General features: G+C 62.4%; 7 protein-coding genes. All 7 read right to left on the bottom strand.

The genetic code is table 11. The annotated features are described in order from the left end of the window. Positions 1-668 (bottom strand): NlpC/P60 family protein (locus PLL20_20915; GenBank protein HPD32462.1); only part of this gene is annotated, 668 nt, incomplete at its 3' end. Then, complete coding sequence (locus tag PLL20_20920; GenBank protein ID HPD32463.1) at positions 665-1282, bottom strand: hypothetical protein; 618 nt, start codon at positions 1280-1282, stop codon at positions 665-667. The genes PLL20_20915 and PLL20_20920, both read right to left, overlap by 4 nt. Further along, positions 1282-1659: a hypothetical protein gene (locus PLL20_20925; GenBank protein HPD32464.1), complete on the bottom strand. Its 378-nt coding sequence runs from the start codon at positions 1657-1659 to the stop codon at positions 1282-1284. Before PLL20_20925 ends, PLL20_20920 begins: the two co-directional genes overlap by 1 nt. 3 nt (positions 1660-1662) lie before the next feature. Then, on the bottom strand, positions 1663-4023 hold the full coding sequence (locus PLL20_20930) for a phage tail tape measure protein (GenBank protein HPD32465.1): 2361 nt from the start codon (positions 4021-4023) through the stop codon (positions 1663-1665). Then, positions 3983-4252 (bottom strand): hypothetical protein, encoded by a 270-nt coding sequence (locus tag PLL20_20935; protein ID HPD32466.1) that lies wholly within the window; start codon positions 4250-4252, stop codon positions 3983-3985. Before PLL20_20935 ends, PLL20_20930 begins: the two co-directional genes overlap by 41 nt. Before the next feature lie 59 nt (positions 4253-4311). Then, entirely contained in the window at positions 4312-4725 is a 414-nt protein-coding gene (locus PLL20_20940; GenBank protein ID HPD32467.1) for a hypothetical protein, read from the bottom strand. A gap of 18 nt (positions 4726-4743) precedes the next feature. Continuing rightward, on the bottom strand, positions 4744-5889 hold the full coding sequence (locus tag PLL20_20945; GenBank protein ID HPD32468.1) for a phage tail tube protein: 1146 nt from the start codon (positions 5887-5889) through the stop codon (positions 4744-4746). Positions 5890-5933: the final 44 nt, after the last annotated feature.

Consider the following 5933-nt stretch of genomic DNA (forward strand, 5'->3'; position numbering starts at 1 on the left):
GCCAGCATCCCGCCGATCATCAACGCCTGATCGCCTTCGCCCATGACCGGTCGAATCACAAGCTGATTGACCGGACCCGGCACCAAATCCCAATCGCCAGGCTCCACCAACTCGCCCTCCAGGAACGCCTGCACCTGGACGTCCCGACCCTCGGTGATGTCCTGCTCGATAATCTGCCGCAGATTCCGCCCATCGCACCGCACGAACTGCCACGCCTGTTTCGTGGTCATCGGCGTGAGCATGATAACCGTTTCGAGGTAGTTGCGAGGCCACCAGTAGCCGTCAATCGTGTCCCGCCACGGCCGACGCGACAGAGGCTCGGCGATCACCTTGCCCGCCGCCCGGCCCGGACAGTGCAGGAACAGGTTGTCATTCGGCAGCACCACGCCGATATGCGCGTTGAGGTCTTTGCCCGAAAAGGTCACCAGCGACCACGGCCTCGGCCAGTCCAGCCGCACGTAGTCTGTTTGCTGCTGCTCGTACACCGGCCGGGAGTCCTTGGGGTCCACCTTGCCGATCTCGGGGATGTCGACACCGATCCGGGACATGAACGCCTTGACCAGCCCATAGCAGTCATAGGCGTCCGGCCCCGTTGCCATGCGCCGATAGGGCTTGCCCAGGAAGTCTGCGAGAATCGCATCAAGCTCTTTCAGCGTGAACCGGATCATGCGTACCGCACCGCCTCTCTCCGCAGACTCAACGGGCCTCCATAGTTACCGGGGAACATCCCTCTCGCCACGCAATCGTCCGGGTTGCGGTTGCACGTAGTCAACGCCCCGGTGTAGCCGCACCGCGTCGACTTGAACTTGTGCCTGCAACTGTGCGGGTTGAACCGATCCTCCGGCACCCGATACCGCACGGACGACGGCACGCCCAGCGTGAACGACACATCCGGCCAGCGATTCTCCGTACCCACAATGGTCATGGTCACCGCGTCCTCGCTGTAGTCCTCGGCAAGGTAGTTCGTATTGACCTGCACAAAGCTGATCGTCCCCCCTATCAAACCATTGTACGTCCGCATGTAGTCCTGGAGCACGTACCCAACGTTGGTCACAGACATCGTGACCTCGGGAATCTCTCCCTCCGAATCGCACGTGAACCCACCGATGGAGAAATTGAACGCCGCGTACGTATGGCCCCCGTAGCTGATGTCTTCGGTATTGGCCGCATACCGCAACGTGCCGCCACTATCGGGCAGCGTCACCGTCAACAGCCACACCCACGCCCCCGGCTGAGAAAGCTGGTTCTTCAGCGCCGTCAGATTGGCTGGCATCTGTGGCATTACGTGTACGTCCCTATCGCTTCAAGGAAGTTGATCTCCACCCGCCACGTGGCCTGCCCGTCGCCTTCCAGGGTGGATCTCGGCTTGTCCGTGAAATGCACGAAGTACGCTGTGCTGTTGGTCGGATCGGTGAACTTGATCGGCACCGCGCCGCAGCCGGCGTCGTCCTCCCAGAAGTCGTCCAGCTTCTCCTTGTTCGTGTTGCTCAACTGGCTGTAGACAAAGGACCATCGCAGGGGAATTTTGGTCTTGGTCTTCATCACGACGTAGGCCCCGTCCTCCAATGGACTGCGCTGCGTTGGGTCCATAGCCGGCTCGCGGACAAACCCTTCTTCATCCGGGTTGACACCGAGATTGGGATACACAGGTTGCGCCATGGGCTACCTCCGCCGATTCGCCCGCGCCATCGGGCCGTTGTTGCGCTTGTCCTTGAGCACCATGCCCACGATCATCCGTCGGCCGTCGAACTGCACCCCCGTCTGCTGCGCCTCCACCTGGGCGGACGACTGGTTCTGGATGTTGAACACCGGCTGCGGCAGGGTCACGTTGCGACCGGCGCGTGCATCGGCGGCTGAAGTGACCACTTCATCTTTCTGAAGGATCGCCGGGTACTCGTCCCACCGAAGACCGTTGTGCAACCGGGGAGCACCAGCGAACACGCTCCACGGAACATCCCTCACGGAAGGCGGCATTGTTCCAACCCGCCACCCACTATGTGCCACCGGCGTCTGGTAGCTGATGTCCGCCGCCCCCATCGGCACATCGCTCGCCGCCGGCGTGCCACCGAAGTAGTCCACGAACGCCCTGCTGATACTCCTGGACAACGGCTCAGTGATCTGCTGGCGGAGGATCATCCGGGCCACATCCCTCCACAGGGCATCCAGCGCCTGCCGGGCATCCTGCGCCCCCACCGCGATATCCTCGAAGGCCCGCCCCCACGTATCGCCGAACTGCTCCCCCAACTCCACCAGCCGCTTGCGCTTCTCCAGGCGATCCAGTTCTTCGTTGTACTCAGCCAGCCTGGCTCTCGCCTCAGCGGTCCCGTTGCCGTACGCCTCCATGACCGCCGCCTCGTATTCCACCATCTTCGCCGCCCGCTCGTGGCTGTGTTCCAGGTGGCCGATGATCTGCATTTCCTTGACCAGTTCGGCATTGAGCCGGTCCACCTTGTCGCGGGCGTCCAGCGTCGATTCGGACAGTTCCTCCGCCCCCTCGCCGCCAATCAGGCCCTCTTCCCGAACCCGTCGACCGTAGGTGGGCATCCCGGTTTCCACCGTAGGCCCCCCCGGCGGCGTGAAGGTGGGCTTCGTTCGCTTGTTCGGCTTGTTGGCACGACTCAGCAACGGGCCGAAGTCAACCGGGCCGGCATTACCGGCCGCCGCATCGCGGATCATCTGGTCAGCCCAGCCATAGTCCCCCCGAGCACTGCCGCCCAATGGGTCTGTGGGGTCCACGATCGGCATGCGTGCCGAACTCGGCAGAATATCCAGCGCCTTCTTGACCTGTTCCAGCTTCTCCAGGAACGCCGCCGGCGCTTGCGCCATCAACTCGAACGCATCCCAAATCACCCCGGCGGTGAACTCCGCGCCCTCTTCAAAGTCACTCGCCAATCTCTCCAGAAACCGCTGATTGTCCTTCACGAAATCGGCCATCGCCTTGGAACCGCGTGCCAGCGCCGGAGCGAACGCCTCGCCGATCGTGACGCGGACGTCTTTCATGGCCTCGTGATACCGCTCGAATTGCTTGGCGGCCGTATCCGCCATCTTGCTGTAGGCTTCCAGGTCCGCCCCAGAGGACTCCATGATGTAGCCGACATCCTCCGCCACGCCCCCCGCCTGCTCCAGGGCAACCGCCAAACCCGTCAGTCCGCGCACGTTCTGGAAGATCGCCGCCAGTTGTTCATTGCTCGCCTTTGCCAGTATGCGCAACATGCCCGACAACTGCTGGGCGTGCAGCGTCGTGACATTCATCTCGAACCCAAGCTCCGCCGCCGCCTTCTTGCCTTCCTCCGAAGGCTTTCGGAAGGCGTTAATCAGCGCCCTCAGCGATGTCACCGCCAACGGCGCTCTCAACCCGCCCCTGGTCAACGTCGCCACCGCCGCCAGCAGTTCCTCCAGGGACACCCCCGCCGACGCCGCATCCGCCGCCACCAAGCCGATCTCCGACGCCAGATCACCAAAGACCAGCTTGCCCCGCTGGACCGTCTCAAACAGGTCGCTCGACACCTTGCCCGCATAGTCCGCCGACAGGCCGTACGAATTGAGGATCGTCGTAATCGCATCGCCCGCCACCGCCGTCGTCGTCAATCCCGCCTGCGCCGCACGCGACGACACGGTCAACACATCCATCGCCTTAGAGGCGTCAATCGACGCCGACAGGATGTCGTACAGACCCTTGCTCAGGGTCTCTGTCCCCTCACCAAACTCCAACGCCAACTCGCGAATCTGCTGCTTGTACGCCGGCAGGTACTTCATTGCCCCGTCGCGATAGAGCATGGTCGAGACGTTGGCCATCTGCCGCTCGAACGCCGCAAAGTCCCGGACCGACTGCTTGATCGTGCCCAGCGTCTTGTACGCCAGATAGAGTCCGCCAAGGTTCTTCGCCAGTCCCGCCACGGCCACAGCCGCCTTGGTGGCCCCACCCTGAACCGCCGTGGTCGCCCCCGTAAACGTTCTCGCGCCGGTTGCCGCGCCGGTCGAATCAATCTTTAGGCTTAGCGTCTCTTCGCGAATGTTCGACATGCCACTGCCTCGCTATCTCATCCAAACCGACGACCAGCTCGAGAAACACGATTCGCTGCCCCGTCTCCCGGATGCCGACCAAGTCGAGGTACGCGCAGACATCGGCCACGGAGATCGGATTGGCCCCGAAGCCTGCCTGTCTCTGCTTGGACAGCACCAGAAATCCATCATAGACCCACGCCCATTCTTCCCGCAGTTGCGGCCTGTCGTCCCATGCCGGCGTCGGCAAGCCCTTGGCCGCCCGTTGTCTCAGCGTCCCGATGTATGGCCCCCACTGGAGTTGCCATCTCAGGACGTCACCGAGTTTTTTTCCGCATCCCGGACCTGCTCCTTGCGAAAGTTCTCTTCCTCCAGGGACTGCACAAAGACGAAGTTCCACAGCCGCCACAGTTCCTTGTCCCGGAACCACTCCAGCGCCGTGCCGCTCGAATACGGGATCGGCTGACCGTCGTCGTCCTCGACGCCCTTCCAGTCCAGCAGGATCGTCTGGGACGCCGCCTCTTTCTGCACGTCGATCCGCTGCTCGTCCGTCAACTCCTTGGCATCGAGCAGCACCTTGCGCTGTTCCAGGAGCTTGCGGTACGCCTCCTGGCACCGCTCGTTGTTCCAACGGGCGATCTTCAGGACGATGTCGCCCGCATACGGAACCCATGCCCCCTGCAACTCCTTGTCCAAGTCCGCGCGTATGGCGCTCAGCTTCATGCTTCATGTCCTTTCAGGTTAAGCCACCGGGAATCGTACGATCCGAATCGTCACGTTCTCCGTGGCGTGTGCGTGCGCCGCCCACGACAGGGTCATCATCACATCGTCGTCGGCACTCGGAGCCGGCCGCTCGCCCGCCGTGTACTTGACCGCCGGCAGGTCCAGGACATAGCCGTTGCCCGCCGGGTCTTGCAGCAGCAGCGCCAACGCTGTCGCCGTGCCGTTGAGGTACTTGTCGTAGATCGTCTTGCTGGCGTAGTACGCCTCCAGCGTCCCCGAGACGATGCACCGGCCCGATCCGATGCTCAACACGCCCGAGCTTCCCACAATGGCCCGCTGACGCAGGTTGTTGTTCAGGTTCAGGGTGAACGACCGAATGCTCATCGCCGCCTGGTTCTCCAGCAGGTTCTGGACATCCAGCGCGGTCATGTGCTCGGTGGTCGTCGCCGCGTCGTACCCCGTACCGCCCGACGCCGTCTCAGAGCTTTCGCTGTGCCCCAAGAACTCCAGGCCCCCGGTGATCTCGCCTTCCACCGGGACATTCAGCGACAGGTTGTTAATCGCCATACCCAGGAACAGCGACAGTTCAGTGGTCAGGTCCTCGTACTTGCGTTCCAGGTTGAACGTCTCCAACGCCGTGCCGTTGACGATCGAGCCGCCCTGTGTGATCGTGATCCCGGTTGCACTGGCCTTGTCTACCAGCGTCCCTCCAGAGACGGTGATTTCCGAGGTGCTGCCGGCCACCACCTTAAAATAGCCGTTGTTGGCAACATTGGTGAATCCACTGACCTTGATCCACTCGCCAACCGTCGGCGCAGTGAACGTGCCGGTGAATTTGTTGCCAGACGCCACCGCAGAGACCGTCGCGTTCTTCGCCACCTCCACCGGACTGCTCCACGCAGAATCCATCAGGGCCGCCGCCAACATCTCGTCGTACGTCCCGTAGCTCAGCTCGAAGTTGATCCCGCCTGACGCCGTGATCCTCGACCGTCGAATCGACGTAATCTGTCGATCCGACCGGATCTCGTTGCTCTGGGAGGCAGCCACGTCCTGCTTGAGGCTTTCGCCCGTGATCCGCAGAACCTGCAACTTCTTGCCGGTCTTTTGGACGCCAAAACTGGACTCGGCCACGTATGCCAGTTGAACTCTCGATGTGTCACTCATATCGTTTCCCTTCTACGCCTGGTGCTCTGCCTCGAACGGGCAGA

This window comes from Phycisphaerae bacterium (assembly GCA_035384605.1).
In the GTDB taxonomy this organism is placed as follows: domain Bacteria; phylum Planctomycetota; class Phycisphaerae; order UBA1845; family PWPN01; genus JAUCQB01.

What these genes read in the sequence shown, in the direction of transcription:
- PLL20_20940 (HPD32467.1), bottom strand. Translation starts at nt 4,725, where the DNA reads ATGAAGCTGAGCGCCATACGCGCGGACTTGGACAAGGAGTTGCAGGGG.
- PLL20_20920 (HPD32463.1), bottom strand. Translation starts at nt 1,282, where the DNA reads ATGCCACAGATGCCAGCCAATCTGACGGCGCTGAAGAACCAGCTTTCT.
- PLL20_20930 (HPD32465.1), bottom strand. Translation starts at nt 4,023, where the DNA reads ATGTCGAACATTCGCGAAGAGACGCTAAGCCTAAAGATTGATTCGACC.
- PLL20_20925 (HPD32464.1), bottom strand. Translation starts at nt 1,659, where the DNA reads ATGGCGCAACCTGTGTATCCCAATCTCGGTGTCAACCCGGATGAAGAA.
- PLL20_20945 (HPD32468.1), bottom strand. Translation starts at nt 5,889, where the DNA reads ATGAGTGACACATCGAGAGTTCAACTGGCATACGTGGCCGAGTCCAGT.